Raw genomic sequence first — 26,268 nt, forward strand, 5'->3', positions numbered from 1 at the left:
CACCCGGCATGACGCGAAGGAGACCTCGACGTGGTCCGGTTCATCGCGCGGCGCCTGCTGCAAATGGTCGCCGTGGTGTTCGTTCTTTCCATCCTGCTCTTCGCCTGGCTCAAGGCCCTGCCCGGAGGGACGGTCTCGGCGATCCTCGGCGAGCGCGCCACCCCCGAGCGGCGCGCGGCCCTCACCGAAGCACTCGGCCTCAACGAGCCGGTCTACATCCAGTACTGGCGCTATCTCCAACGCGCCCTGCGCGGCGAGTTCGGCGCCTCGACGGCGGTCCTTCCGGGGCGCGACGCGATGGATGTCTTCTTAACCCGCCTACCCGCCACGATCGAGCTCAGCTTCTTCGCGATGATCATCGCCGTCGGCTTCGCTATCCCCCTCGGCTACTTCGCCGCCCGACGCCGCGGTTCCTTCCTCGATAACACCTCGATCATCTTCTCCCTCGTCGGGGTCGCGATCCCCGTCTTCTTCCTCGCCTTCGTCTTAAAGCACATCTTCGCCGTCGAACTCGGCTGGCTGCCGGTCTCGGGGCGACAAAGCGTCCCTGACGCAACCCGGGTGACCGGGTTCTTCGTCCTCGACGGGATCCTCACCAGAGAGTGGGATGCCGCGTGGGACGCCTTCCAACACTTGATCCTGCCCGCCATCGCCCTAGCCTCGATCCCCTTCGCGATGATCTTCCGGATCACCCGCGCATCGGTCCTGGACGTCCTCGATGAGGATTATGTGCGGACCGCCGAGTCCAAGGGCCTCACCAAGCGGGTCATCCGCGGGCGGCACGTGCTGCGCAACGCCATGTTGCCCGTCGTCACTGCGATCGGTCTGCAAACCGGGGCTCTGCTCTCGGGCGCGGTCCTGACCGAGACGGTCTTTAACTTCCCCGGCATCGGTGACGCCCTGGCCGTCGCCTTCCGCATGCGCGACTACTCGGTGCTGCAGATCTTGATCCTGGCCTCGGCGGCGGGATATGTCCTAATCAACCTGATCGTGGACATCCTCTACGCCGTCATCGACCCACGAGTGAGGACCCGATGATGTCGCGCAAGAAGGACCGCATCGACGACCTCGCCGCGAGCGCCGGAGGCGACACCCTCGTCGCCGAGGCGGGAACGATCGAGGAGACCGAAGGGGTATCGCTGATCGGTTCCGCCTGGCGGCGGCTTCGGCGCAACCCCATCTTCTTGATCGGCCTCACGATCATTTCGATCTTCGTCCTGGTCGCGATCTTCGCGCCCTGGCTGGCTCCGCATGACCCCGTCGACAACCCGATGATCGACCAGGTTCGGCGCCAGACAAACCCGGTCCCCGGGCCCCAGCCGGGCTACCCCTTGGGCGGCGACCCCCAGGGACGCGACCTGCTCTCTCGGCTCATCGTCGGCAGCCGCCAAACCCTCATCGTCGGTGTGCTCGCGACCCTCGGCGGCCTCGCGGGCGGCATGATCCTCGGCACCCTCGCGGGGGCCTTCGCCGGCGCGACCGACTCGGTCATCATGCGCCTCGTCGACGTGATGCTCTCCTTCCCGTCCCTGCTTCTCGCCTTCTCGATCGCTGCCCTCGCGCCGCGGCCGAGCCAGTGGACGGTGATCATCGCGATCGCGATCGTGCAGATCCCGATCTTCGCCCGATTGCTCCGGGGCGCGATGGTCGCCCAACGAGCCAAGGACCATGTGCTCGCCGCGCGGGCGCTCGGCGTCAAACGCTCCGCGATCGTGCTGCGGCATATGCTGCCCAACTCCCTCGGCCCGGTCATCGTCCAGGCCACCCTCGTGCTCGCGACGGCGATCATCGACGCCGCGGCCCTGTCCTTCCTTGGTCTCGGCAATCCCGATGACCGCCAACCCGAATGGGGCCAGATGCTTGGTGCTGCCCAGCAATACCTGGGGGGCTACCCCCACCTCGCCTTCTACCCGGCGATCTGCATCATCGTGGTGGCGCTCGGCTTCACCTTGATGGGTGAATCGATGCGCGAAGCCTTGGACCCCAAGAGCCGGAGGTGACCACCACCGTGAACGACCACCAACCGACCGCTCGATCCCACCGGGCCCGTGACGGTCAGCCGCTGCTCTCCGTTAGGGACTTAAGCGTCACCTTCGCGAGCCAGGGCGAAAAGCCCTTCACCGCGGTCGATGGCGTGAGTTTCGATGTCCACCCCGGCCAGACCGTGGGCCTTGTCGGCGAGTCGGGTTCCGGGAAGTCCGTCACCTCACTGGCGATCATGGGGCTGCTCCCGAAGCGCGGCAATACGGTGACCGGTGAGGTTCGCTACGCGGATGTCGATCTGCTCCCACTCAGCTTCGACGAGATGGGCAAGCGACGCGGCCGCGACATCGGGATGATCTTCCAAGACCCCCTTTCTTCCTTGAATCCCGTCGTCCCGATTGGCCGGCAGGTCACCGAGGTCCTCGAGCGACACAAGGGCATGAAGAAGAAGGAGGCGATGCCGTACGCGCGGGACATGCTCGACAAGGTCGGCATCCCGGACCCAGACCGCCGCCTCACCGATTACCCGCACCAGTTGTCCGGCGGGATGCGCCAGCGCGCGCTGATCGCCATGGCGCTTGCGTGCGAGCCCGCGCTGCTCATCGCCGATGAACCAACGACCGCCCTGGACGTCACCATCCAGGCCCAGATCCTTGCCTTGCTGCGCGACCTGGTCCGCGATACGAATACGGCGCTCATCATGATCACCCACGACCTCGGCGTCGTCGCGGGTCTGTGCGATGAGATCAACGTGCTCTACGGCGGCCGAATCGTCGAACGCGCCGAGCGCCATGCCCTCTTCGCCGAGCCACGCCACCCGTACACGCGCGGGTTGCTCGCTTCGGTCCCGTCGCTTGATTCCCCCCGCGGTGAGCGGCTCCACCCGGTGCCCGGCTCGGTCAATGACAACCTGCCCTGGGCGAGCGCCTGCGCCTTCGCCCCCCGGTGCTCCAATGCCATCGAGCAATGCCGCAGCCAATCGCCGGAGGTGGAGATCACCGAAGGCCGCGCCTTGCGCTGCTTCAATCCGGCCGAAGGAGCCCACCGATGACGACCGAAGCCGACATGCCTCCTGCACCGGCGCGGACCGAGGACGATGTCCTCGTCGACGTTCGGGGCGTGAAGGTGCACTTCCCGATCACCAAGGGCATCATCTTCGACCGGACGGTGGGCTACGTCTACGCCGTTGATGGCGTCGACCTTCAGATCCGCCGCGGTGAAACCTACGGGCTCGTCGGCGAGTCCGGGTGTGGCAAGTCGACCCTCGGGCGGGCGATCTTGCACCTCGACGAGCCCACCGAGGGGACGGTGACCTTCGACGGGGAGCCCATCTCCACCCTGAGCGCCAGGGAGCTGCGCCGCAAGCGGCGTGAGCTCCAGATGGTCTTCCAGGACCCGATGGGCAGTCTCGACCCCCGCCAGTCGGTGGAGTCGCTGCTCGTCGAAGGGATGATGGCGCACGGCATCGCGAAGAACGCCAAGGAGGCGGGGCCGCGCCTTCGGCAGTTACTCGCGGACGTCGGCCTGCCCGCGGCGGCCCTGCGTAAGTACCCACACGAGTTCTCCGGCGGCCAGCGCCAGCGCATCGGGATCGCCCGCGCGCTGTCAGTCAATCCCTCCCTGATCGTCGCCGACGAGCCGGTCTCCGCCCTGGACGTTTCGGTTCAGGCCCAGGTGATCAACCTGCTCGCCGATCTCCAGGACGAGTATGGGCTTACCTACCTCGTGATCGCCCACGACCTCGCGGTCGTGCGTCATATTTCCGACCGGGTGGGCGTCATGTACCTCGGCGGGATCGTCGAAGAGGCGGACGCCGACGGGCTCTACACGCACCCCCTTCACCCCTACACCCGGGCGCTCATGTCCGCGGTGCCGGTCCCCGATCCGGTGATCGAGGACGAGCGCCAGCAGATTCTCCTCGCTGGAGACCTGCCCTCGCCGGCGAACCCCCCGAGCGGCTGCCGCTTCCACACGCGGTGCCCCTGGCGTCAGGAGAGCCGCTGCGACACCGAGCGTCCGCAGCTGCGGGTCGTCGAGATCGATGGCGTGAGCGCCGACCACCGGGTCGCCTGTCACTGGGCCGAGGAGATCGCCTCGGGCGAGATTCAGCCGCACTCAGTCACCGCGAAGCTGTCGGACGATGACGCGGCCCACGCCCGGGAGGCGGTCGATGAGATCACCGAGGACCTCCCCTTCACCTAACCATCGGCCGCGCACACCAAAAGGGTGATCACCGATATCGGTGATCACCCTTTTGGCGTTCTCGGTGCAGCAACTAGACCGGCGGCACCTGAGGGGTATCCCCCGTGGGCTGGACCTGTGCGTGGTCGGCCACCTGATCGGGCGCAGGCGCGCGGTCAGACTGGATAATCTCCGGCTCATCGGTCGTCACCAAGACTTCGCGAACCTCGGCGAAGTGACACCGTGACTCATGGGCGTCGACCCCGTCGGGACGATCGATGAGTTCCGGCGTCTCGACCCGGCACTGGTCCTGGGCCTTCCAGCATCGCGTGTGGAAGTGGCAACCGCTCGGGGGTTTCGCCGGTGACGGCACGTCGCCGGTCAGCACGATCTGGTCGCGCTTGCCGCGCAGCGTCGGGTCCGGCACCGGAACCGCCGACAGCAGAGCCTGGGTGTACGGGTGCGTCGGCCGGCCGTACACCTGATCCTCGTCACCGATCTCAACGATTCGCCCGAGGTACATCACGGCAACTCGGTCGGAGATGTGACGCACGACCGACAGGTCGTGCGCGATGAAGACATAGGAAAGGCCGAGTTCGTCCTGGAGCTTTTCCATCAGGTTGATGACCTGGGCCTGTACCGACACGTCGAGCGCGGACACCGGTTCGTCACAGATCAGCACCTTGGGGTTGAGCGCGATGCCACGCGCGATCCCGATACGCTGGCGCTGTCCGCCGGAGAACTGGTGCGGATAGCGATTGATGTGCTCGGGGTTAAGGCCTACCAGGTCGAGCAACTCTTGAACCCGCTTGCGGCGTCCCTTCTTCGGCACGACATCGGGGTGGATCTCGAAGGGCTCCCCGACAATCTCCCCGACCGTGCGGCGCGGGTTGAGTGAGGTGTACGGGTCCTGGAAGACGATCTGGATGTCACGCCGCAGGCGCCGCATGTCCGCGCCCGATTGCGAGTGCATGTCGACGCCTTCGAAGTCGACCCGACCTTCGGTCGGCTCCTCGAGTCGCATCAACAGACGTCCGAGCGTGGACTTGCCACAACCGGACTCGCCCACGACGCCGAGGGTCTCGCCACGATAGAGGTCGAAGTCCACCCCGTCGACGGCCTTGACGTGTCCCACGGTCGTCCGCAGGACGCCACCCTTGATCGGGTAGTGCTTCTTCAGACCACGTGCGCTCAGAATGACTTCTTGATCAGCCACGGAGCACCTCCTCGGAGAAGTGGCACGCTGCTTCGCGGCCCGGGGCCACCTCGCGCAACGCGGGGACCTCCGTGCGGCAGATCTCCTCCGCGCGCGGGCACCGGGGATTGAAGGCGCAGCCTGGTGGGATACGGGTGAGGTTCGGCGGGAGCCCGCCAATTGCTGCGAGGGTCTGGCCCTTTTGATCAAGCCGCGGAATCGAGTCGATGAGCCCCCGCGTGTAGGGGTGCGCCGGCGCCTCATAGGCTTCGTACACCCCGGCCCGCTCGACGATCCGTCCGGCGTACATCATCGCGATGCGATCGGCGACGTCGGCCACGACCCCGAGGTCGTGGGTGATCAGGATCAGGCCCATGTGGTACTCCTCCTGCAGCTCTTGCAGGAGGTTCATGATCTGGGCCTGCACCGTCACATCGAGAGCCGTGGTCGGCTCATCAGCGATCAGCACCTTCGGGTCCAGCGCGATCGACATCGCGATCATGATCCGCTGGCGCATCCCCCCGGAGAACTGGTGCGGGTACGACTTCACCCGCTCTCGGGCCGCCGGGATGTTGACCCGTTCCATGAGCCGGACCGCTTGCTCGTACGCGTCGCTGCGGTTCATGCCGCGGTGCACGCGGAACATCTCGCCGATCTGCCAGCCCACGGGGAAGACTGGATTCAGGGACGACAGCGCATCCTGGAAGATCATCGAGATCTCCGGACCGCGAATTCCCCGTCGCTTGGCCTCTGGCATTGCGAGCAGGTCCTCGCCACGGTAGAGAATCCGCCCGGCGGGAATCTTCGCCGGTGGCATGTCCAAGATCCCCATGATGGCCTGGGCAGTCACCGACTTCCCCGAGCCGGATTCGCCAAGGATCGCCAGGGTTTCGCCAGCGTCCAGGGAGAAGTCGACGCCGTTAATCGCCTTGGCGACGCCGTCGCGGGTGTGGAACTCGACGTGAAGGTCCTCGACGTCGAGCAGTCGCTCGCCGACCTCGAAGGAGCCGGTCGAGCTCAGTGCGGTCTGATGTTGCGAGGTCACAGAGTTCACCTTGTCTCTCACCGGCTCTTCGGGTCGAACGCGTCCCGCACGGCGTCGCCGAGCAGGATGAACGCGAAGACACAAATGCTGAGGAACAGCGCCGGGAAGAACAGCACGTGCGGATAGGTCTGCAGGAGGTTCAGCGAGTCGCTGATCATGACACCCCAAGAGATCGCCGGCGGGACGAGCCCAATCCCGAGGAAGGACAGCGTCGCCTCGGCCACGATGTACACACCGAGGTTGATCGTCGAGACCACGAGGACCGGAGCCATGGCATTCGGGATGAGGTGGGAGCGGATGATCCGCCAGGGGCTCGCCCCGAGGGCACGGGCCGCCTGAACGTAGTCATTCGGCAACACTTGCATCACCGACGAGCGCATGAGGCGGGCGATCGACGGCCAGCCGAGGACGGACAACGCGACAACGACCTTCATCACGACGACGAGATAGGGCGTGTTGGTGTCATTGGGGAAGGCGCTCATGAAGAGGATGCCACCCAGCAGCAGCGGGATCGCGAAGAAGACGTCGGTCACCCGGGAGATCAACGAGTCAAACCAGCCACCGAAGTAGGCAGCCAGCACACCGACGATGCTGCCGAAGACTGTCGTAAAGGTCGTCGCCAGGATGCCAACCAGGATCGAAGCTCGGGCACCGTGGATACAACGTGAGTAGATGTCATATCCCTGGCCATCCCGGCCGAAGATCGTGCTTACGCCCGGGAGTTCGCGCACCGGCCCCCCGACCTCGATTGGGTCGACGCTTGTGAACAAGCCGGGGAACGCGGCCATCGCGATGAAGATGGTGATGAGGACCAGCGAGATCCAAAACATCCAGTTGTGACGCAACTCGCGGAACGCGTCCGCGGTCAGCGAGCGTGCCGCCTCTTTGTTTTCGGGTTCCTCCGCCGGCGCGGGCGCCATGGTCACGGCAGTCTGCGGCTCAGTCATGGCTAATCCTCGGGTCCAGGACACCGTAGAGCAGGTCCACGATGAGGTTGACGAGGAGGTAGACGATCACCAGGGCGGTCACCGCCCCGACCACGGCGAAGCCATCACGCGAGGCGATGCCGCGGTAGATGTATCCACCGACTCCTTGGATGTTGAAGATGCGTTCGGTCACGATCGCGCCACCGAGCAGCGCGCCAAAGTCGTAACCGATGAAGGTGATCACCGGGATCATCGAATTGCGCATCGCGTGCAAGCCGATGGCGCGCCGCTGCGTCAGGCCCTTGGCTTTGGCGGTGCGCAGATAGTCCGCCCGCAGGTTCTCGGCCAGGTTTGTCCGGGTGAGGCGAGCGACGTAGGCCATCGACATCGACGCCAGCACGATCGCCGGCATCAGCAAGTCATATGTGCTGGGGTTGTACGGGGCAGTGATCGGGAAGATTCCCCATTGCACACCGAAGAAGTAGCGGGCGAGGTTACCGGTCACGAAGATCGGGATGGAAATCACGGCCAAGGTGCTGACGAGCACCAGGTTGTCGATGAAGCCGCCCTTGCGAATCGCCGCTAAGGCACCCGCGGCGATTCCGATGACCGCCTCGATCACGATCGCCATCAACGCGAGTTTGGCCGTGACGCCGTAGCGCTGTACGAGGTCATCCTTGACCGGGATGCCGTAGCTGTTCTCACCCAAGTCCCCCTGGACGAGATTGCCCATGTACTTGCCATAGGCCACAAAGACGTTGTCGTTGAGGTTGTACTTCTCTTCGATCTGCTTGACCACCGCCGGGGGACACTGTTTGTCACCGCACTTGCCTGCGGTCGGGTCACCGGGCAGGGCGAAGACCATCGCGTAGATCAAGAAGGTGGTCCCGAGAATTACGGGGATCATCTGGAGCAAACGCCGGACGATGTACTTGCCCATGTCACCTCCTAGGAATCGATCCCGCCGAGCGGGAGCAGCCTGGCCCCGCCGGGGTGGGGCAGGGACACCATAGACCCTCGGTACATGTTGTGGCTCACATGCCGACGGGTTTCGCGCCGACCCGATGGGTTCGGCTCGAAGGACCGGCCCAGCCCCACTGATGGTGGGGACTGGGCCGGTCCGAGATTCGACCTGATCCGGGTCTTTACTTGACCGAGATGCTCAGCAGGTCAACTCGGCCAGAGGCGACCGAGATCTTGGCGTTAGCCACCTTCTCGCTCCAGCCGACGGTCGCCGTGTAGTACCACAGCGGGATCGAGGGCATGTCCTTAGCGAGCATCTCCTCGGCTTCCTTGTACTTCGCGAGCGACTCCTCGCCGGTCAACTTGGCCGCATCGGTGAGGGCCTTGTCGAAGTCCGGGTTCGAGTATTTGCCGTCGTTGCTCGACCCACCGGTCGAGTACAGCGGGGTGAGGAAGTTCTCGATGTGCGGGTAGTCAGCGATCCACCCGGAGCGGAACATCCCCTTCTGCTTCTGCTCGCCGATGTTCTTGCGGAACGTGGCGAAGTCGGTCACCGGGGTGGCCGTGCAGTCGACCCCAAGCGCGGTGCGGATCGAGTCGCAAGTCGCGGTGACCCACGCCTTGTGGTCGCCATCGGCGTTGTAGCCGATCGTCATCTTGCCCTTAAAGCCACCGGCCTCGTCGAGCAGCTTCTTGGCCTCCGCGGCGTTGTACTCGCAGTACTTGCCACAGGCGCCCTCGTTGAAGCCCTCAATACCGGGGGCGCCCCAGGACGTCGCCAGTTCGCGCGCCCCGTCGAAGTGGTCATCGACGATCTTCTGGCGGTCGATCGCCATCGAAATCGCCTGGCGGATCTTCGGGTCCTTGTACTCCGGGGAGGTCTTCTCCGGCGCGAAGGTGATCGTCTGAATGGCCGGGTACGGCTCCTGCGCCCAGCGATCCGGCAGGTCGCTCTCGAACTTCTTGTCGATCATCGCGCTCGCCGGGACCTGGTCGATCACGTCGATGTTGCCACCCTGGAGGTCGGCGTAGGCCGCATCCTGGTCCTGGTAGAAGCGGAAGGTGATCTTGTCCACGTTACCCGCGGCAGCCTGGCCACCGTAGTCGTTGTACTTGGTGAGGACGGCCTGCTTGCCCTCTTGGTAGTCCTCGACCTTGTACGGGCCGGCGCCGATCGGCTTCTTGGCGAAGGCCTCCGGGTCCTTGAAGAAGGCCTCCGGCTGCGGAGCGAAGGCGGTGTACCCGAGGCGGATCTCAAGGTTCGAGGTCGGTTCGGCGGTCTTGATGGTGAAGGTGGTGTCGTCGACGACCTTCAGGCCCGACATCTCCTTCTCCTTGGGCTTTTCGCCCTGGACGTCCTTGAAGCCCTCGATCGGCTCCATGAAGTAGGAGAGGTACTGCGCGTTCGGCCCGTAGGCGGTGTAGTTCCACGCGTCGACGAAGCTCTTGGCAGTGACAGGGGTACCGTCCTGGAACTTCACGCCCGGCTTGATCTTGACGGTGAAGTTCTGGTTGGCCTCGTCCGCCTCGAAGGACTCAGCGAGGTCCTTGACCGGCTTGCCCGTCTCCGCGTCGTAGCGGTACAGGGTCGAGGTGAAGAGTTCGACGATGTCGTGACCACAGGACTCACCGGTGTTACCACCGATCAGGGGGTTCTGCGGCTGGCACCCACGGGCGATGATCTCGCCGCCGGTCTTGCCAGCAGAGTCGCTGCTGCTACCGCTGTCGCCGCCACATGCCGTAGCAAGCAGGGCGACCGCGGAAATGCCCGCAATCGCCATCGCGCGAGACTTGACTCGCATAGAGATCCTCCTACGTATGACCGCCGCCACCTCAGCGAGGGCGGGTCGCCGCCGCGTAAGGGCGGACTGATCCAATGCACAGCAGGGTCCTGCTGCTGGGATCATGTAACGCCCTTCGCCGCCGGAGCGCCATCCTCCACTGTGGGGTGAGACACAACTGTGACCCAAGGAAGGGAACAACAGCCCTGGCCGCAGGACTCCCGGACATTCGTGTGATAGGGCTAAAGACCTCTAGCCACCGGTGTCGTAGGCGGTAAATCGTTCACCCTGTCCACGAGGTGGACGAAGGATTAGTGGTCCCCCACGATGTCCTCGACGAGCAGAGGGCGCCGATCGGGGCCCGCGATGGGGACCCGCCAGTTCGGATACTCCTCGTCGGTCCCGGGCTGGTTGATCACCCGCACGTCCCCCACCAGGTCGGTGAGCGCAATCCCGTGGAGCAGCGATGGAGTCCGACGCAGCCACGCGTGGAGGGCTTCGACGACCGCGGCATCATCACCCCCTTCGGCCAGCAGTCCCGCTGCCATCAGGGCTTCGCGCACGGAGTGGACGACGGCGAGCTCGGCCGCGCGCTCCTCCTCGACCGACCGGGTGAGCAGGCCGAGGCGTTCGCGGAGGGCGACGTGCTCCAGGGCGAGGTACCCGGCGGTCGGGGGCAGGTCGTGGGTCGTGACGGTCGCGAGACACAGCTCGCGATAAGTCTCCGGTGGGCGCGGCCGGCCGTCCTCGGCCCATTCGAACCAGACGATGCTCGTCCCGAGGATCCCGCGCTCGCGGAGGTAGTCACGCACCCACGGCTCGACGACCCCGAGGTCCTCGCCGATCACGACCGCCTGAGCACGGTGGGCTTCGAGGGCGAGAATTCCGACCATCGCCTCGTGGTCGTAGTGGACATAGGCACCGTCGGCAGCGATATGGCCTTCGGGAACCCACCACAGGCGAAAGAGCCCGATGATGTGATCGACGCGCACGCCGCCGGAGTCGCGCAGCACGGACCGGACCATGTCGCGGAAGGGGGCGTAGCCCGCTTCCGCGAGGCGGTCGGGACGCCACGGGGGCTGGCTCCAGTTCTGCCCCAATTGGTTGAACTGGTCGGCCGGGGCTCCGACGGTGACCCCCTTGGCGAGCACATCGGTCAGGGCCCAAGCATCGGCGCCCTCCGGGTGGATCCCCACCGCTAGGTCATGGATGACACCAAGGCTCATGCCGGCACCGACCAGGCCTCGCTGGACCGAGCCAAGTTGCCCATCAAGGACCCACTGGAGCCAGATATAAAAGCCGATCCGTTCGGGATGGTCGGCGCGGTGGGCGACCACAGCCTCGGAGGTCACGTCTCGCAGCGGCTCTGGCCAGTCCGTATCCCATAGCGGCCCGTAATCCTGCGCGAGCGAGCACCACGTCGCGAAGTCGGTGAGGGCCTGCCCTTCCCGGGCCGCGTAGGCCGCGACCTCGTCCTCCTGGGAGGCGGCGAGGGCGGCATAGATCACCTCGAGCGCCTCGCGCTTGAGGGTCCAGCCGGCGTCGCGATCGATGGTGTCGGCGGTGTTGAGCGGTCGGGCCTGCCCGGCGAGGCCGGCGACACGGATGCGGCTCTGGGCATCGAGTCGCTCGATCCCGGGAATCGTCTCGAGGTCGATATAGAGCGGGTTGCCGAAGCGGCGCGAGGTGGGCAGGTACGGAGAGGGCTCGACATGAGGGACCGGCTCGGCAGCGTGAAGGGGGTTCACGAGCAGGAAGTCGAAGCCGCGATCCCGTGCCGCCCACTCGCCGATCCGGCGCAGGTCGCCAAGGTCGCCGAAGCCCCAACTATCGCGGGAGCGCACCTGGTAGATCTGGGTCATCAGGCCCTCGATCGGACCATGGGTGAGGGCGTCGGGCAGCGTCAGGGCATTCGGCACGACGATGAGGTGTGCCTGCGCGGTCTCCGGGAGCAGTGGCGGGGCCTCGGTTCGGGCGACGAGCCGGTGGTAACCCAGCGGGAGGTCGGCGGGAACCTCGAAAGCCGCCTCGCCGAGCAGGGTTCCGTCCACCTCCTGGGGCGCGACGAGGTGGTCGACCTGGGGTAGGGCTCGCTCGGTGCCGTCGTCGAGGACCGCCACGATCTCGACCGCGCTGCCATGGGCGACGTGAGTAAGGACCCGATGCCCGTACCCCTGGCGCGAGACCACCGTCGCGGGCAACGTCCGGCGCCACGGCTGCGTCTGCGCGCGGTGAAGCGCCGCGGGGATCGATTCGTCGCTCGAGACGTCCTCGCCAAGCGCTGTCAGCACCTCACGCAGGGCGCCCTCGGGGATGAAGGTGTGCTGCCCCTGCCAATCCCAGTAGTCGGTGCCAACGCCCTTCGCGCGGGCAAGTTCGACGAGGTGAGGGGGCAGCGCTGAGGTCACCTGACAACTCTCGCCGATCACGCACGGCCTGACAAACGAAACGGAGCGGGCACAGTTATCCCATGGAAGACGACGCCTTGGGCCGCCTGCTCGCGACGAGCGGTCCCCCGGCGGCGTCGCGCGATTATGGGCCGGACCGCGACCACGTGTTCGAGCACTACGGCGAAGGGGGATCACGTCGCCTGGTCCTGATCCATGGGGGCTACTTCCGCCCCAGCATCGACCGCGCCCACGCGCGCCCGATGGCCCGGGCGCTCGCCGATCAGGGCTGGGAGGTGATCCTGCCGGAGTACCGCAGGGTGCCTGGCAACCCCTTCGCCACGGTGAGCGATCTGCGCGACCTCGATCGTGATCTCGGGACAGTTCGCCCGACCGTATGGGTCGGTCATTCGGCGGGTGGTCTGCTCGCCCTCTGGCGAGCGGTCGTCTCCGGCCTCGCCCCGCTCCCAACGCTCGCGCTCGCGCCGGTCGCTCACCTCGCGATCGCCGCCCGCGAGAGGCTCGGGGCCGGCGCGATCAGCGACTGGATGGGCGGCGGCCCCGACGAGGTCCCCGGCCGCTACGCCGCCCTCAACCCGGGCCTGCGGCTGCCGCCTGCACCGGCCCCGCTGCTCCTGCTCCACGGCGCGGACGACCAGACCGTGCCGCCGGAGCAATCGACCGACTCCCCCTGGCCCGCGAGCGTCCTCGCTGGCGCGCACCACTACGACCTCATCGACCCTGACTCTCGGGTTTGGCCGCAGGTCCTTCAGGCCTTGGAATTGCTGCTGCCGTAATGGGCAGCTCTCAGGTGGCCATCAGGTCCGCCATGACCGCCAACGCCTCGGCCACTTCGCCGAAGGATGTCGACAGGGGTGAAAGGCCAAGCCGGATGCCATCGGGCTCGCGGAAGTCGGGGATCACCTCGCGCTCCCACAGCCGCGCACTGAGTTCGCGAGCCCTTGGATGGGCGATGGTGACGTGATGGCCCCGGCGGGACGGGTCGCGGGGGCTCACGACAGTGGCACCGAGGGGGCGTAGGAGCCAGTCGACCCACCGGATCGTGGCGGCGGTCAGCAACTCCCCCTTCGCCTGCACCTGGTCCAGGCCCACCTGCTCGATGAGGGCGACCGTGTCCTCGATCCCGACCATGGCAAGGATCGGCGGCGTGCCGGAGATGAACCGCCGCATGCCCGGCGACGGCTCGAACCCCGGCCCCATGACGAAGGGGTCGGCGTGGCCCATCCAGCCGCGGATCGGCTGCGTCAAGTGATCTTGGTGCCGCGTGGCGACGTAGCCGAAGGCGGGGGCGCCGGGCCCGGCGTTTAAGTACTTATAGGTACACCCGACGGCGAGGTCGACCTCGTGCTCATCAAGGTCGACGCGCACGGCCCCGGCCGAGTGGCAGAGGTCCCAAAGGACCACCGCGCCGGCATCGTGCACGGCGCGGGTGATCGCTGGGAGGTCGGCTAGCCAGGCCGACTTGTACGCGACATGTGAAAGCACGACGACCGCGGTGCGCTCGCTGAGGACCGCTTCGACCTCGGCGAGCTCGACCCCCTTCGCCGGATCCGGGGTGATCCACCGCAGCGTGCACCCGGTCTCGTCCGCGATCCCCGCCGCGATATAGCGGTCGGTCGGGAAGTTCTCGCTGTCAATGACGATCTCCGTGCGTCGGGCCGGCGCTCCGGCGACCGCGGCGCGAAGCAGCTTGTAGAGCAGGACCGTGGTCGAATCGGCGATCACCGTCTGCCCGGCTCCGGCGCCGAGGCAAACTCGCCCTAGGCGGTCGCCAAGTCGCAGCGGCATCTCCATCCAGCGTTCGTCCCAGGACCGGATGAGCCGGGTCCCCCAGTCATGAGCGATGAGGTCGGCGAGCCGCTCCGCCGTGGCCTTCAGCGGTCGGCCGAGCGAGTTGCCATCGAGATACGCCCGGACGGCGTTTTCCCCCTTCCCCGCAGGGACGAAGAGCTCGCGCATCGGGGCCAGAGGGTCGGTTGCATCGAGCTCGTCCGCTTCGCGGCGCAGGGCGGTCAGGGGGTCAGCGTGGATCACAGCCCCCACTCTGGCGGACACGACCGTTCACCGACCAGTCCTTGACACCTTCTCTCGGTTTCCCCTTCTCTGATGGGCGAGTCGCGCCCGGCGGAACGCGGCCACCTGTCGGGGCGCACCCCTGCCGCGCCCGCCTCAGATGCGGGTGCGGACCTCGTACAGTTCTGGGAAGAAGGTGAGGTCCAGGGCGCGCTGCAAGAAGCCCACGCCCGAGGACCCGCCGGTGCCAGTCTTGAAGCCGATCGTGCGCTGCACCGTTTTGAGGTGCCGGAAGCGCCACTGCTGGAAGTTGTCCTCGAGGTCGACGAGTTCTTCGCATGCCTCGTAGACATCCCACTGCCGCTCGGCGTCGCGATAGATCTCTGTGAGGACATCGGCGAGCGCGTCGCTCATCACATGCGCCCGCGTCACATCCCGCTCGAGTACCTCGGCCGGGATCGGGTAGCCCCGCCGAGCGAGGAGCCGGAGGAACTCGTCGTAGACGCTCGGGGCGTGCAGGAGCTCGGTGAGGAGAGCATGCGCGTGCGGGTCGGCTTCGTGCACCGCGAGCATCCCGGGGTGCTTGTTGCCGAGCATGAACTCCACCGCGCGGTACTGCCAGGATTGGAAGCCGGACGAGTGCCCGAGGAAACCGCGGAACTGGACGTACTCGGTCGGAGTCAGGGTCGCAAGGACCGACCACTGATCGGTGATCGTGCGCTGGACGTGCTTGACCCGGGCGATGGGCTTAAGCGCCATCTGGAGTTCGTCGGCGGCGAGATAGGCACACGCGGCGCGCAGTTCGTGGATCATCAACTTCAGCCATAGCTCGGTCGCCTGGTGCGCCACGATGAAGAGGAGTTCGTCGTGGTGCTCCGGTTCGCTCACCGGATGTTGCGAGGAGAGCAGCCGATCGAGGCCCAGATAGGAGCCGTAACTCATCTCCTGACGGAAGTCCGTATGGATGCTCGACTCGATGTCTCGGGTGTTACCTGGCACGTCTTTTCTCCCGGTGAGTTCGCTGGGCGCGACCGGTCATCTCGAGAGCACCACGGTCGCCGTCGACCGCCCGCCACCTTAGTCGCTTGCGGCCCCCGTCGAGCCCGATCTTTTGGTCCTGGCGCGAATGTGCGCATGATGGAGGGGTGCGTACTGTTTTTATGTATGGCGCCGGCCGGTGTGGAGATGACGGCTGGCCCGTCCAAGCCGCCGAACACCGTCCGGACTGGGTCTTCCTTGAGCGTCGGAAGGAGAGCAACCAGCCGACTCGCGACGCCGAGCGGATCCTGGAGGCGCTCAAGGGCAAGGGCCACGTCGTGGGGCACTCCTACGGGGGACTCGCGGCGCTGCTCGCGGCCCAGCGCCGACCCGACCGGGTTCGCAGCCTGATCTTGTGCGAACCGAGCGCCTTCGATGTAGCGCGCGGGGAAGCCGTGATCGAAAAGCACATCGCGGCGATGGCTCCCGTCTTCGCGGTCGCCGACGACCCTTCGGTGAGCGCGGAGGACTTCGAGCAACGATTCGCCGCTGGCATGGGCCTGCCCGCGCCGACCTGGTCCCCCGAGATCCGTGAGCAGACCGTGGCCCGGATGCGCGCGACGACCCCGCCCTGGGAGGTCGACCTGCAGCGCGGCATCCCGAAGCGGGTCCCGACCCTGGTACTGACGGGCGATGCGACGCCGATCTACGCGGCGGTCGCCGACGTCTTGGTCGAGCAGGGGGCCCGGCACGTTGCCGTGCCCGGGGCCGGTCACCGACCGCAGGACACCAAGGAAGGCATGCAGGCCATGCTGGACTTCTGGAGCACGATCGCTGTGCCCCAAGAAGCCCGCCGGCTCGCCTGCGACTAGCCCGAAGGGGGCCACGCCGCGAGCAGCGCCTCCGCGGCCGTTCTCGGATCGGCCGCAGCCATGATCTCGCGGACCACCGCGACTCCAGCGACGCCGGTGCTGGCAAGCGCCGGGATATCCGCCCGGGTGATGTCCCCGATCGCGATGATCGGGACGGCGCTAGCCGCCACCAGCGGCGGGTACCCCTCGACGCCAAGAGGTGGCCTGCCCGAGTCCTTGGTCGGCGTCGCCCGGTAGGGCCCCGCGCCCACGTAGTCGATCAGGTCACCGAGGGCCGCCGCCCCCTTCACGAGGTCGAGGGTTCCGGTGGTGAGCCCGATGATCGCGTCGGGTCCCAGAAGGGAGCGCGCGTCCGCCACCGGAAGGTCGTCTTGGCCAAGGTGGACGCCGTGGACCGGCAGTCCGCGGCGCCGCGTGGCCCAGGCGACGTCCGCCCGGTCATCAACGAGGACGCGGGTGGTGGGGCGAGCGGCCGCCACGGCCAGCGAGACCGCCCCGACCAGTCCCATGAGTTCGCTGGTTGAGGCGTCCTTGGCTCGAACCTGGACCACCCCGGCCCCGGCTGCGGCCGCCGCTGCGGCGGCGTCGACGGTGGTGCGCCCCGTCCCGGAGGTCACGAGATAGAGCCGTAGATCCATCACTCCCCCGCCCGGTCGGCCACCTCATCGGGCGTGACGGCGGCGAGCGCGTCGATCAGCGCGACTCGGAAGCTGCCCGGACCGCTCGCCCGCGGCTCGGCCATCTCCCCGGCGACTCCCAGCCAGGCCGACGCAGTGACCGCCGACGCCCAGGGGGTGGCGACGGCGCTACAGGCGGCCATGAGCGCGCCAAGCAGGCAGCCGGTCCCGGTCACCTGGGGCAGCAGCATCGAACCGAGCGCGACCCGACGCATCTGGCGACCGTCGGTGATGAGATCGACGAGCCCGGAGATCGCGACGACGCTGTCGGCGGCCCGTGCGATCTCGGTCCCGGCGGCAAGGGCCTGATCGGGATGGTTCACGGTGTCGGCGCCGCGTCCTCCCTTCCCACTGCCGTGGAGCGCCAGGATCTCTGAGGCGTTGCCGCGCACGATGACCGGGCGCTCTGTGACGATCGATGTCGCGAGGGGAGTCCGCACCGGGGCCAGCCCGATCGCTGCCGGATCGAGCACCCAGGGGACCTCGGCGTTGCGGGCGGCGGTGATGGTCGGAGGGATCGCCTCCGCGCCGTCGGTGGTCAGCATCCCGAGGTTGATCGAGAGCGCGTCCGCCGCGGCAACGAGGGTCGGGCTCTCGGACGCCGTCGCGGTCATCATGGGACGGGCACCGGCGGCGAGCAGGCCATCGGCGACGAGACTCGCCGAGACTCCTGGGCCGATGCAGTGGACCATGGGCGCGCTCTCGCGGACCGCATCGATCGCGTCGGCGACCACGCTCATGTCCTCGCCCCCACCCGCTGGCGCTCGGCGACGCTCTCGACGTCCGCGTCGAGTTCACGCGGGCGCAGGGCCGGGCCGAAGGCTGCCGCCGCGGCGACCAGCAGCCCACCCACCACGAGCACCGCCATCACCGCGCCATCATGACCGAGAAGATCCTCGATCGCAGGCAGATAGAGAAAGTACAGGGCCGGTCCGACGATCGAGAGGCTGTACGCCGTGCCGTATCCCGTGGCCCGTACGTGCGCGGGAAATCGCTCGGAGAGATAGGCGCCCATGGGGCCGTAGGCGGTCACGGTGACCACTTGGAGCAGCGCCATTCCGGCGGCGACTGGGAGCAGCGCCCGCTGTCCCATCACGAAGGACCAGGTCACGGGGGCCACAGTCGCGGCGAGCAGACCCCAGCCGACCAGGAACCGGCGCCTCCCGACCAGGGTCGAGAGGTGACCGGTCACGCTCATCACCAACGCTTGGGCGATCGAGGCGACCCCCATCGCGATCGCGACCTGGCCGGAGGTGAACGCCACGTCGTCAGCCAACCGACGCGCAGCGACGATCACGACCATATTCGTCATGAACCACAGGCCCGTCATCAGCGCGAAGGACTGCCAAAAGGCCCCGGCGTACGGGCCGCTGAGCACGGCCCGCAGGCCGAGCGAGCCCTCCGTGGGCCCCCTTCGCGTCGAGACGGCCGGAGCATCGGCCACCTTGCGTGAGTAGTAGACGAGAAGCGCCGAAGAGGCGAGGCCGCCCGCGACGAAGGCCGCCCGCCACCCCCACTCGGCGTAGGCCTGCGGCCCGAGCAGGGCGAGCAGGATGGCGGTCGCGATCGCGATCGTGGACTGGGCCCAGGGCGCCATCGACATGATGAGACCGGAGACCAACCCGCGCCGCTTGGGCCGGGACCACTCCATCGCGAGCGGGATCGCCGAGGTGTACTCGCCCGCGAGGAAGATCCCGCCGATGAAGCGCAGCGCGATGACGAGGGCGATCGCGAGCGGACCGATGAGTTCATGGCTCGGGATGGCGGCGATCGCGAGGGAGGCGCAGGCGGTCCCCGCAATCGCGATCTTCGTGGTCGAGGTGCGACCGACTCGGTCGGAGATCCGGCCGAAGATCATCGACCCGACCGGTCGGCCGACCAGGGTGGCCGCGATCACCAGCGCGCCCGCCGTGGCGCCCGCGTGCGGTCCCGCCAAGGTGGTAAGCGCCGGGGCCAGCGCGACCACCGGGAGGAAGATATTGATCTGGTCGACGTAGTTGCCGACGATCCCGCCGCGCACGGCAGCGCGGCCTGCCGGGGGCAGGCCCGGGACGAGGCCGCTCATCGAGCCGGGAGGTAGACCGTCGAGCCCAGCTCAACGAACTCGCGCGATTTCTGCGCCATCGCGTCCTCGCGGTCGATGCCGTAGGTGTCGCGGATGTCCTGACTGATCCGCATCGAGCAGAACTTCGGCCCGCACATCGAGCAGAAGTGGGCGGTCTTCGCCGGCTCAGCGGGCAGGGTCTCGTCGTGGTAGGCCATCGCCGTCTCCGGGTCCAGGCTGAGCGCGAACTGGTCGTGCCAGCGGAACTCGAAGCGTGCCTTGCTGAGGGCATCGTCGCGTACCCGCGCACCGGGGTGCTGTTTGGCGAGGTCAGCGGCGTGAGCGGCGATCTTGTAGGTGATGACGCCGACCTTCACGTCATCGCGATTGGGCAGACCGAGGTGTTCCTTGGGGGTGACGTAGCACAGCATCGCCGTCCCGTATTGGGCGATGGTGGCCGCGCCGATCGCGGAGGTGATGTGGTCGTACCCCGGAGCGATATCGGTGACGAGCGGCCCGAGGGTGTAGAAGGGGGCGCCGTGGCACCAGTCCTGCTGGAGCTCGACGTTTTCGCGCACGAGGTGAAGCGGGACGTGACCCGGCCCTTCGACCATGACCTGGACGTCGTACTCCCACGCGCGCTCAGTGAGCTCGGCGAGGGTTCGCAGTTCGCAGAGTTGCGCTTCGTCGTTCGCGTCGGCGGTCGAGCCGGGGCGGAGGCCATCGCCCAAAGAGAAGGCGACGTCGTACTGCGCGAAGATCTCGCACAGTTCATCGAAGTGGGTGTAGAGGAAGGACTCCTCGTGGTGGGCGAGGCACCAGCCCGCCATGATCGAGCCGCCACGGCTCACGATCCCGGTCACCCGATTCGCGGTGAGCGGGACATAGCGCAGCAACACCCCCGCGTGGATCGTCATGTAGTCGACGCCTTGCTCGCACTGCTCGATCACGGTGTCGCGGAAGATCTCCCAGGTGAGGTCCTCGGCCTTGCCGTCGACCTTCTCCAGCGCCTGGTAGATCGGGACCGTCCCGATCGGGACCGGACTGTTGCGGATGATCCACTGCCGCGTCGTGTGGATGTCGTCACCGGTCGAGAGGTCCATCACCGTGTCGGCGCCCCAGGTGGTCGCCCAGGTGAGCTTGTCCACTTCCTCCTCGATGGAAGAGGTCACCGCGGAGTTGCCGATATTGGCGTTGACTTTGGTGAGGAAGGCCCGCCCGATGATCATCGGCTCGGATTCGGGGTGGTTGATATTGGCCGGGATGATCGCTCGCCCCGCGGCCACCTCGTCGCGCACAAGCTCCGGAGCACACCCTTCGCGCAGGGCCACGAAGCGCATCTCGGCGGTGATCTCACCTCGGCGGGCATAGTGCATCTGGGTCACGCGAGCACCGGCTTGAGCGCGAAGGGGGGCACGTCGCTCCCCCTTCCACTCCACCGAAGCCGACCCGCGCCGCGCCGCCGCGCGGCCGTCATCGGCGAGGTTGCGGCCGCGCCCTTCGTAGGTCTGCACGTCCTCTCGTTCGGCGATCCACTCCGCGCGAAGGGGGGCCAGGCCCACCTGCGGGTCGGAGCCGGGGCCCATCGTTCGGTAGACGTGGACGTCATCATTCGGGGTGCCATCCGGGCTCGCCGCCAGGCTGATCGCGGTCACCGGAACCTCGATCCGCGGGTCGCTGGGGTCGGTCACCAGGTGACGACGGTGCTGTGGGTGGACTTCATCTGGACGCGTCACGGCGCATCTCCTCTTCCTTCGCCGGCATGATCCGGACAGGTTCAAACGGTCCGCGCGGTACCAGCGCGATCTCAGCCCATACCTGGGCTCCCGTGGGGGTGTCTCGACCATAGCGGGTCGGTACGGTCGGTGCCCATGACCCCTAAGGACGATTCCTCTTTTCGGCCTCACCGCCCGCCCGTCGCGCTCACCATCGCTGGCTCGGATCCCTCCGGCGGGGCCGGAATCCAGGCGGACCTCAAGACCTTCAGCGCCCTCGGCGCCTATGGGACGAGCGTCATCACCGCGCTCACCGCTCAGGCGACGACCGGTGTGACAGGGGTCCACGCGGTGCCGGTGGACTTCGTGCGGGAGCAGGCGCAAACCCTGCTCGCCGATGTGCGGATCGACGCAGTGAAGGTCGGGATGCTCGCGTCCGCCGAGTTGGCCGAGGCGGTCGGGGAGGTCCTTGCTGACCTTGCCGAGGTGCCGATCGTCCTCGACCCGGTCATGGTGTCAACGGCAGGCGCGCGACTGCTCGATGAGGACGCGATCGACGCGGTGCGGGCCCTCCTCCCCCTGGCGACGGTCATCACCCCGAACCTCTCGGAGGCCGCGGTGCTCTTGGGCGAGGAGCCTGCGTCGGACCTCGATGAGATGGCCGCCCAGGCGCAGCGCCTTCACGATCTCGGGGCGCAGATGGTGCTGTTGAAGGGAGGTCACCTAGCGCCGACGTCGGGCGCGGTCGATCTGTGGAGCGACGGGTCGCAAGTGGTGCAGCTGGAGGCGCCACGCCTGGCGACCACGAACACCCATGGCACGGGGTGCAGCCTGAGTTCGGCGCTGGCGGCGTTCCGCCCCCGCCACGAGACCTGGCTAGAGACCGCCAGAGCCGCCAAGGACTGGCTCACGCAGGCCCTTCGCCACGCGGACGTCCTGGAGATCGGGAGCGGCCCCGGGCCGGTCCACCACTTCTTTGACGCCCCGCGGTGGACGACGCGTCCCGAGCGCCCGCGCGCCTAGCTGCGGTGCAGGACGGCGACCGGGCAGGGAGCGCTCTGCAGCACCTTCTGGCTCACCGATCCAAGCAGTAGCCCCTTGAACCCGCCGCGCCCCCGGCTCCCGACGACGAGGAGTTCGGCGCCCTCGGCGACCTCGGTGAGGGTCGCGGCGGCGCCCCCGCGGCACACGTCGAAACGGACCGGGACGCCTGGGTAGGTGGCCCGCGGCGCGGCGGCGGTCTGCTCCGCCAGCTCGCGGTAGCGCGCCTCGACCTTGTCCCATTCCGGCGACCCCGGCTCGGTGACGACGACGCCCCCTTCGAACTCGGCCCACCACGTGGTCACCAAGGTGACCTCACCACCGGTGCGGGTGGCGCGGGCGAGCGCGAAGGAGATCGCGTCCTGGCTGTGCGCGCTCCCGTCGACCCCGACCACGATGCGACCGTCACCGGCGCCGTACTCAGCAGGGACGAGCACGACCGGGCAGGGCGCGTGCTGCACGATGGGAGCGGACACGGTCCCGAGGAAGGTTCGGGCCGCCGCGGACTTCCGCGAGATGCCGACGACGATGCGCTGGGCGTCATTCGAGGCCGCAGTGAGGACCGCCTGGGCCGGGGACCCGACGGTGACCTCGTGGGTCACGCTGATCCGCCCGCCGGCCTGCGACTCGGCTCGCTCGCACGCCCGATCGATGATCTCCTGCGTGCCGGCTTCGAGCTGCTCGATGACGACGGCGCTCACCACCCCCATATCGCCACGAGGGCTGAGCGAGGTGCGCGCATCGACGGCCCCGATCACGTGCAGAGGCGCGGCGAGACTGATCGCCTCTTCGACGGCCCACTGGATCACGGCCGTGTCGCGGGCCGATCCGTCGACCGCAGCGATCACCGCCCCTCGTGGCATGGAAGCCTCACCGGTCCTGGCGTCATTGCTCATGGTCTCCATCCTTCCACCCGTTAGGGTCAACCGACACCTCCCACCCTTCGCCGCAAGGAGCAATGACGCCGCGATGAGCCCCTACACCCACGCCGATGACAACGGATACTTCGGTCGCTATGGCGGCGCGCACCTTCCGCCGCATCTCGAGGCGCCGATCGCCGAGGTCGCCGCGGCGTATGAGGAGGCCCGCAACGATCCCGAGTTCATCGCCGAGTACCGCCGGCTGCTGACCGACTACGTGGGCCGCCCTTCGCCCCTCTTCCTCGCTCAGCGCCTCACCGATCACCTCGGCGGCGCGAAGATCTACTTGAAGCGCGAGGACCTCAACCACACCGGCGCTCACAAGATCAACCACTGTCTTGGTGAGGGGCTGCTCGCCAAGCGGATGGGCAAGACCAAGCTGATCGCCGAGACCGGGGCCGGTCAGCACGGCGTGGCGCTCGCGACGGCCGCGGCGCTGCTCGGGCTCGAGTGCGAGATCCACATGGGCGCGATCGACGTCGAAAAGCAGCACATGAACGTCGTGCGGATGGAGATGCTCGGCGCGACGGTCGTCTCGGTCGAAACTGGTGGTCGCTGCTTGAAGGATGCCGTGGACTCGGCCTTCGGCACGTATGCGCAGAACTACGAAAACGTCTTCTTCGGGATCGGTTCGGTCGTCGGTCCGCACCCCTACCCGTCGATGGTGCGCGACTTCCAGTCCGTCGTCGGCGAGGAAGCGCGCGAGCAGATCATGGCCAAGGAAGGGCGCCTGCCGGACGTCATCATGGCCTGCGTCGGGGGTGGATCGAATGCGCTCGGCCTCTTCTCCGGGTTCCTCGAGGACGAGGACGTGCGGATCGTCGGGGTCGAGCCGGCCGGTGAGGGCCTCGACACCGAGCGGCACGCCGCGACGATGTCGAAGGGGGCCGACGGCACGCTGCACGGGATGGCGACGCTGCTCCTGCAAGACGATGCGGGCGAGCCGTCGCCGGTGCACTCGATCGCCTCGGGCCTGGACTACCCGGGCGTCGGACCGCAGCACGCTTACCTCAAGGAAGCCGGGCGGGTCGAGTACGTGTCGGTGACCGACGCGGAGACGCTTGATGCCTTCTCCATGCTCTGCCGACTCGAGGGCATCATCCCGGCGCTGGAGAGCTCGCACGCGGTCGCCCAGGCGATCAAGGTGGCGCCGACGATGAGCCCCGATGAGGTGATCATCGTCAACCTCTCCGGCCGCGGCGATAAGGACGTCGACTACATCGCCGAGGTGATGAAGGGCCGCTGACCAGCCGGCTCAGGCCCAGGTGGTGAGCCCGACCCGGTCGTGCTCACCACCGGGCCAGACCGCCCGGACGATGCCCGCCGCCGCGAGCGCCTTGCGGCAGCCCGGGCAGGGCGGATCGGTGATGTAGGCCGTGGCCCCCTTCGTGTCGCGAGTCGCGAAGAGCAGAGCGTTGACCTCGGCGTGGATCGCAATGCAAAAGCCCGGGGTGCCGGGACGGTCGTAGTCGCCGAGACCGGGGATCGCGTCGTAGTCGAGCGCCCCGCGCGGGCAGGCACCCTGGAGGCAGTCCGGTTCGCCCGGGGCAGCGCCGTTGTAACCGGTGGCGATGATGCGGTGGTCGATCGTCAGGACCGCGCCCACGTGGCGGCGGGTGCATTTGGCGCGGGCGCTCACCGCCTGCGCGATGCCGAGGAAATACTCGTCCCAGCCCGGCACCGTGCGCTGATCGTCCATGGCGCGCAACGCTACCCGCTCGACCTGGCCTGCCGAGGGCGCGCCCCACGGCACCCCACGTACCCCACCATTTCCCTCCGGGCAGAATGACGGCATGAGTCTTCAGGACATGACCGCGCAGGCCTTCGCTGGGTCCACCGTCGAGATCGAACCCGGCTGGGGGCAGGGTCGGGCGACCTTCGGCGGGGTTGTGGGCGCCCTCCTCGTCGCCCGGATGCGTGGGATGCTCACCGAGCCGATCCCCCTTCGGACCGTCTCGGTCCTCTTCGTCGCGCCGGTCGCCCCGGGCCCGGCGCGGATCGAAGCCAGCGTGCTGCGCGCCGGTTCGTCAGCGACCCTCGTCCGGGCGGAGTTGATCCAGGATGAGAAGGTCGCCGCGAGCGCGCAGGCGGCCTTCGGGCGCGATCGTCAAAGCGTGGTGGTCGTCGATGCCGAAGCGCGTGCCCCCTTCCCGGCGGCCCCGGATGCCGAAGGGGTTCAGCGCATCCCCTTCATCGAAGGGCTGACCCCGGACTTCATCGCCAAGGTCGACTTGCGTCCGACGAGCGGGGCGATGCCGTACTCGGGTGCCAGCGAGCCGGACATGGGCGGCTGGATGCGCCTCGATGAAACGGTGAGCGACTATCAGCCCGAGCACCTCCTCGCCGCGATCGACGCCTGGCCGGTCGCGATCACGCCGATGCTCCCGAGCCCGGCACCTGCCAGCACCCTGAGTTGGACCGTCGACGTGATCGAGCCCCCGGCTCCCGACGCCGGCGCGGACTACTGGCGCTACCAGGTCCGCACCGACGAGGCAGGCGATGGATACGGTCACTGCCGGTCGCTGGTCTGGAGCGCCGATGGCCGACTCGTGGCGACGAGCCAGCAGACCCTCACCGTCTTCGGGTGACGCACCGGGCCGGCTACGGCCCACCACGGGTGTCGCGCGATGCGCTCTCGCCGGGGTCCTCGATCCCCGACGCCAGCGCCCCCCATTCGGCGAGCAGCGCCCTCACCACCCGCGGCTGATCCAGGTGGACGTTATGGCCCGACCGATCGAGGGCGGCGAACGTGCACCGGATCAACCGACGCGATAGTTCCCACTGATCCTCGTATCCGACCACTGCGTCCTGCTTCCCCGTGACCATCATGACCGGCCGGTCGTAGTCGGCCAGGTAGTCGGTGACGCAGCCGTCGAGGTGATAGCGCTCGTCAAGGCGATCCGTTGCGTCCGGATCGACCGCTCGGATGCCTGGGAGCGCTGCCCGGCGGAACCGCTCCCAGTTCGACGGCGAGCGCACCACCGACACCGGCTCGTAGACCTCGCGGTCCTCCTCTTCGAGACTCGCCATGAGTTCGGGGTCGTCGTGGACGACGCCCGCGTCGGGCAGCGTGCGCTCGTCCCGATCGGGGAGCACTGGGGGTGCGAGGAGCGCGATGCCCCGACACTGCTCGCGGCGCCGGTGGAGCAGGTCGGCAGCTAGGAGCCCGCCCATGGAGTGCCCGGCGACCGCGAAGGGGGTATCGCCGATGAGCGTGGACGCCGCCTGGTCGAGCCAGTTCGCGTACTCCGGCAAGCCGCCCGGCGGGGGCAGCGCCTCGGTCCGGCCGAACCCAGGAAGATCGATGTAGAGGCGCTGCCAGGGTTGATCGGCGAACGCATCGTCGAGTTCGAGCATCATCGTGTGATCGACGCCGTATCCGTGCACGATGAGCAGCGGCAACCCTTCGCCTCTACGGACGACATGCGGGGACGGTAGCGGCGAACTCACGACAGGCCCCCTAGGCTCAGGCGGGACTGGCGCAACCCGGTCAGCTTTTCCACCTTTTCGACCCTAGGGGATCCGC

Annotated in this window: 24 protein-coding genes and 1 riboswitch; of the genes, 9 read left to right on the forward strand and 15 right to left on the reverse strand. The window is 67.7% G+C overall.

Features of this window, described 5'->3' with window-relative positions; translation table 11 throughout:
- Positions 1 to 30: 30 nt before the first annotated feature.
- The 4 genes from AB8K43_RS09485 to AB8K43_RS09500 are packed head-to-tail and all read left to right on the forward strand — an operon-like array spanning position 31 to position 4,185.
- Positions 31 to 1,038, forward strand: coding sequence for an ABC transporter permease (locus AB8K43_RS09485; protein WP_370893727.1), 1,008 nt, complete (start codon positions 31 to 33; stop codon positions 1,036 to 1,038).
- Positions 1,035 to 2,000, forward strand: coding sequence for an ABC transporter permease (locus AB8K43_RS09490; RefSeq protein WP_370893729.1), 966 nt, complete (start codon positions 1,035 to 1,037; stop codon positions 1,998 to 2,000). Before AB8K43_RS09485 ends, AB8K43_RS09490 begins: the two co-directional genes overlap by 4 nt.
- A gap of 8 nt (positions 2,001 to 2,008) precedes the next feature.
- Positions 2,009 to 3,034, forward strand: coding sequence for an ABC transporter ATP-binding protein (locus tag AB8K43_RS09495; RefSeq protein ID WP_370893971.1), 1,026 nt, complete (start codon positions 2,009 to 2,011; stop codon positions 3,032 to 3,034).
- Positions 3,031 to 4,185 (forward strand): ABC transporter ATP-binding protein, encoded by a 1,155-nt coding sequence (locus AB8K43_RS09500; protein ID WP_370893731.1) that lies wholly within the window; start codon positions 3,031 to 3,033, stop codon positions 4,183 to 4,185. The genes AB8K43_RS09495 and AB8K43_RS09500 overlap by 4 nt, the downstream gene beginning before the upstream one ends.
- A gap of 73 nt (positions 4,186 to 4,258) precedes the next feature.
- On the opposite strand, the gene AB8K43_RS09505 is transcribed toward AB8K43_RS09500, so the two are convergent.
- From AB8K43_RS09505 to malQ, 6 genes are all read right to left on the reverse strand, one after another.
- Complete coding sequence (locus AB8K43_RS09505) at positions 4,259 to 5,380, reverse strand: ABC transporter ATP-binding protein (protein ID WP_370893733.1); 1,122 nt, start codon at positions 5,378 to 5,380, stop codon at positions 4,259 to 4,261.
- The gene (locus AB8K43_RS09510; RefSeq protein ID WP_370893735.1) at positions 5,373 to 6,404 is read right to left on the reverse strand and encodes an ABC transporter ATP-binding protein; all 1,032 of its coding nucleotides are present in this window, start codon (positions 6,402 to 6,404) and stop codon (positions 5,373 to 5,375) included. Before AB8K43_RS09510 ends, AB8K43_RS09505 begins: the two co-directional genes overlap by 8 nt.
- Positions 6,405 to 6,421: 17 nt before the next feature.
- Entirely contained in the window at positions 6,422 to 7,351 is a 930-nt protein-coding gene (locus AB8K43_RS09515; RefSeq protein ID WP_370893737.1) for an ABC transporter permease, read from the reverse strand.
- On the reverse strand, positions 7,344 to 8,270 hold the full coding sequence (locus AB8K43_RS09520; RefSeq protein WP_370893739.1) for an ABC transporter permease: 927 nt from the start codon (positions 8,268 to 8,270) through the stop codon (positions 7,344 to 7,346). Before AB8K43_RS09520 ends, AB8K43_RS09515 begins: the two co-directional genes overlap by 8 nt.
- Positions 8,271 to 8,475: 205 nt before the next feature.
- Positions 8,476 to 10,095: an ABC transporter substrate-binding protein gene (locus AB8K43_RS09525; protein ID WP_370893740.1), complete on the reverse strand. Its 1,620-nt coding sequence runs from the start codon at positions 10,093 to 10,095 to the stop codon at positions 8,476 to 8,478.
- A gap of 290 nt (positions 10,096 to 10,385) precedes the next feature.
- Positions 10,386 to 12,482, reverse strand: coding sequence for a 4-alpha-glucanotransferase (malQ, locus tag AB8K43_RS09530; protein WP_370893742.1), 2,097 nt, complete (start codon positions 12,480 to 12,482; stop codon positions 10,386 to 10,388).
- A gap of 62 nt (positions 12,483 to 12,544) precedes the next feature.
- On the opposite strand from malQ, the gene AB8K43_RS09535 reads away from it, so the two are divergent.
- Positions 12,545 to 13,258: an alpha/beta hydrolase family protein gene (locus AB8K43_RS09535; RefSeq protein WP_370893744.1), complete on the forward strand. Its 714-nt coding sequence runs from the start codon at positions 12,545 to 12,547 to the stop codon at positions 13,256 to 13,258.
- A 10-nt stretch (positions 13,259 to 13,268) separates the two neighbouring features.
- Here the strand turns inward: AB8K43_RS09535 and AB8K43_RS09540 are convergent, their stop codons facing one another.
- Together AB8K43_RS09540 and kynA are read right to left on the reverse strand one after the other, a co-directional pair.
- Positions 13,269 to 14,513, reverse strand: a complete 1,245-nt coding sequence (locus AB8K43_RS09540) for a kynureninase (RefSeq protein WP_370893973.1) — start codon at positions 14,511 to 14,513, stop codon at positions 13,269 to 13,271.
- Positions 14,514 to 14,651: 138 nt separating this feature from the next.
- A complete protein-coding gene (kynA, locus tag AB8K43_RS09545) occupies positions 14,652 to 15,437 on the reverse strand; it encodes a tryptophan 2,3-dioxygenase (RefSeq protein ID WP_370893975.1) in 786 nt (261 codons plus the stop codon).
- A gap of 203 nt (positions 15,438 to 15,640) precedes the next feature.
- Between kynA and AB8K43_RS09550 the strand changes: the two genes are divergently transcribed.
- Positions 15,641 to 16,345 (forward strand): alpha/beta fold hydrolase, encoded by a 705-nt coding sequence (locus tag AB8K43_RS09550; protein ID WP_370893746.1) that lies wholly within the window; start codon positions 15,641 to 15,643, stop codon positions 16,343 to 16,345.
- On the opposite strand, the gene AB8K43_RS09555 is transcribed toward AB8K43_RS09550, so the two are convergent.
- The 4 genes from AB8K43_RS09555 to thiC form a co-directional block, all read right to left on the reverse strand.
- Complete coding sequence (locus AB8K43_RS09555) at positions 16,342 to 16,983, reverse strand: thiamine phosphate synthase (protein WP_370893748.1); 642 nt, start codon at positions 16,981 to 16,983, stop codon at positions 16,342 to 16,344. The genes AB8K43_RS09550 and AB8K43_RS09555 overlap by 4 nt on opposite strands.
- Positions 16,983 to 17,762, reverse strand: coding sequence for a hydroxyethylthiazole kinase (gene thiM / locus AB8K43_RS09560; RefSeq protein ID WP_370893750.1), 780 nt, complete (start codon positions 17,760 to 17,762; stop codon positions 16,983 to 16,985). Before thiM ends, AB8K43_RS09555 begins: the two co-directional genes overlap by 1 nt.
- Positions 17,759 to 19,087, reverse strand: coding sequence for an MFS transporter (locus tag AB8K43_RS09565; protein ID WP_370893752.1), 1,329 nt, complete (start codon positions 19,085 to 19,087; stop codon positions 17,759 to 17,761). The genes thiM and AB8K43_RS09565 overlap by 4 nt, the downstream gene beginning before the upstream one ends.
- A complete protein-coding gene (thiC, locus tag AB8K43_RS09570) occupies positions 19,084 to 20,802 on the reverse strand; it encodes a phosphomethylpyrimidine synthase ThiC (protein ID WP_370893754.1) in 1,719 nt (572 codons plus the stop codon). Before thiC ends, AB8K43_RS09565 begins: the two co-directional genes overlap by 4 nt.
- Positions 20,799 to 20,906: riboswitch (TPP riboswitch) on the reverse strand. Its footprint overlaps the gene before it by 4 nt.
- Positions 20,907 to 20,937: 31 nt before the next feature.
- Between thiC and thiD the strand changes: the two genes are divergently transcribed.
- Entirely contained in the window at positions 20,938 to 21,804 is an 867-nt protein-coding gene (gene thiD, locus AB8K43_RS09575) for a bifunctional hydroxymethylpyrimidine kinase/phosphomethylpyrimidine kinase (RefSeq protein WP_370893756.1), read from the forward strand.
- Here the strand turns inward: thiD and AB8K43_RS09580 are convergent.
- Positions 21,801 to 22,718 carry a universal stress protein gene (locus AB8K43_RS09580; protein WP_370893758.1) on the reverse strand — a complete coding sequence of 306 codons (918 nt, stop codon included), beginning with the start codon at positions 22,716 to 22,718 and terminating at the stop codon, positions 21,801 to 21,803. The two genes, thiD and AB8K43_RS09580, sit on opposite strands and share 4 nt — an antisense overlap.
- A 73-nt stretch (positions 22,719 to 22,791) precedes the next feature.
- On the opposite strand from AB8K43_RS09580, the gene trpB reads away from it, so the two are divergent.
- A complete protein-coding gene (trpB, locus tag AB8K43_RS09585; protein ID WP_370893760.1) occupies positions 22,792 to 23,988 on the forward strand; it encodes a tryptophan synthase subunit beta in 1,197 nt (398 codons plus the stop codon).
- A gap of 9 nt (positions 23,989 to 23,997) precedes the next feature.
- On the opposite strand, the gene AB8K43_RS09590 is transcribed toward trpB, so the two are convergent.
- Entirely contained in the window at positions 23,998 to 24,441 is a 444-nt protein-coding gene (locus AB8K43_RS09590) for a cytidine/deoxycytidylate deaminase family protein (RefSeq protein WP_370893762.1), read from the reverse strand.
- A gap of 94 nt (positions 24,442 to 24,535) precedes the next feature.
- Between AB8K43_RS09590 and AB8K43_RS09595 the strand changes: the two genes are divergently transcribed.
- A complete protein-coding gene (locus AB8K43_RS09595) occupies positions 24,536 to 25,330 on the forward strand; it encodes an acyl-CoA thioesterase (protein ID WP_370893764.1) in 795 nt (264 codons plus the stop codon).
- A gap of 13 nt (positions 25,331 to 25,343) precedes the next feature.
- On the opposite strand, the gene AB8K43_RS09600 is transcribed toward AB8K43_RS09595, so the two are convergent.
- On the reverse strand, positions 25,344 to 26,192 hold the full coding sequence (locus AB8K43_RS09600; protein ID WP_370893766.1) for an alpha/beta fold hydrolase: 849 nt from the start codon (positions 26,190 to 26,192) through the stop codon (positions 25,344 to 25,346).
- Positions 26,193 to 26,268: the final 76 nt, after the last annotated feature.

It is taken from the genome of Janibacter sp. GXQ6167 (assembly GCF_041365945.1).
Taxonomy (GTDB): Bacteria; Actinomycetota; Actinomycetes; order Actinomycetales; family Dermatophilaceae; genus JBGFSK01.